Raw genomic sequence first — 1,542 nt, 5'->3', positions numbered from 1 at the left:
AAAACACTTCTTGTTCACTATAAAGAAGACTAGACTCTAAATTGTTTCAGAATTACAATTAGGCAGTTTACCATGTTGATTTTTGAATTCATCTAATAGAGTTTGTTGTTGCTCTTTTGGGTTATCAGTAAATGTTCTCTGGTATGAGTGAGTTTTTTGTTTGCACTCATTTCCTTCAAAATCAGTATCCAAATATTTAGAAAACTTAGATTGGAGATTATCACTTTGCCCAATGTAAATTGCTTCTAATTTTTTATCATACAAAATGTATACACCAGGTTTTGCCTTTACAAATCGTGCACTGTCAATCCATAGATGAACTTTTTCTTGAAGAATTTCCATATTACATCATTTTTTAAAGCATTCACAAGTGCAATCAAACATTCCAGCTTTTCCCATACATTGATCATGGTGCTCATTATTACATTTGTTGCAGATTACCATTATTCTTTGAGTCCTTTGTATCTATTTCTAATCGTAACCTCAGTTACGTTTGCAGCTTCGGCGATATCTCTTTGAGTTTTATCTTCACCATTTTTTGTACATGCCAAATATAGTGCAGCAGCAGCCAATCCCATAGGATCCTTTCCTGCAGATTCTTCATTTTGTTGTGCTTTCTTTAGAACTTCAACTGCAATACGTTTTGTCTTCTCTGAGATGTTTATGCTGCTTGCAATTCTTGCAACACATTGTATAGAGTCAGTTACTGGCATTTTTAGTTCTAATTCATGGTGAAGTAATCTATAACATCTTGCAATATCTTTTCTTTTGAGATTTGCAGCATCTGCTACATCTTTTATTGTTCTAGGAGTTCCAGTCTCTCTGCATGCGGCATAAAGAGATGCGGCAAGTAAAGCAGAGATAGAACGACCTCTAACTAGGCTCTTGTCTAGTGCTTTTCTATAGATATATGCTGATTTTTCTACAACACTTGCAGAAATTGTTAATTTGTCTTTGAGTCGACTTAAATCACTTAATGCTTGTCTTAGATTTCTATCAATAGGTTCACTTGATTGACTACGGCTATCCCATGTTCTAAGTCTCTCAATAGTACTTTTCATTGAAGATGAAAGTGGCTTTCCTGTGGAATCACGATTAACGGGACTAATTTTTGTAGATAATCCTCTATCATGCATTGTTAATGATGTTGGTGGACCAGTTCTTGTTGGATCTTCTCCACCTTCTTTTGAAAATGAACGCCATTCAGGTCCTCCATCTTCCATCTTTTCAGTAACTACAAATCCACATTTACCACAAAACATTTCTCCAGTTTCCCCATCTGTGAGCATTGATTTTTTTCCACAACGGGCACATGCGGGTTTGTTGGAGCTTTCTCTTACCATGTCAAAATCCTATTGTCCAATCCTTGATACTGGAATCTCAATAGTAGAAACATTTCGTTTCTTTCCATCAGAAGATTCAAGAGATTCTGAGCTAATCTTAATATTTCCAACTTTAAAGGCAGTTGTTTTTCTTAGGATTACTTGGGTTACGTCAACTGCTAATCCAATACTTAATCCTCTAGCTTTGATCGTAATTGAG

At 35.3% G+C, this 1,542-nt stretch carries 2 protein-coding genes and 1 pseudogene; all 3 read right to left on the bottom strand.

Annotated elements, in window-relative coordinates; genetic code table 11:
• Positions 1 to 36: 36 nt before the first annotated feature.
• Positions 37 to 342, bottom strand: coding sequence for a GIY-YIG nuclease family protein (locus C6988_RS10760; protein ID WP_182135446.1), 306 nt, complete (start codon positions 340 to 342; stop codon positions 37 to 39).
• A gap of 101 nt (positions 343 to 443) precedes the next feature.
• The gene (locus C6988_RS10755; RefSeq protein WP_182135444.1) at positions 444 to 1,343 is read right to left on the bottom strand and encodes a transcription initiation factor IIB; all 900 of its coding nucleotides are present in this window, start codon (positions 1,341 to 1,343) and stop codon (positions 444 to 446) included.
• 9 nt (positions 1,344 to 1,352) lie between these two features.
• Positions 1,353 to 1,542 (bottom strand): annotated as a pseudogene (locus tag C6988_RS10750) (DNA-binding protein); the annotation flags it as partial.

It is taken from the genome of Nitrosopumilus sp. b1, from assembly GCF_014078545.1.
In the GTDB taxonomy this organism is placed as follows: Archaea; Thermoproteota; Nitrososphaeria; order Nitrososphaerales; family Nitrosopumilaceae; genus PXYB01.
Note: the sequence above shows the minus strand (reverse complement) of the source record. Positions and strands in the feature narration are given on the sequence as shown.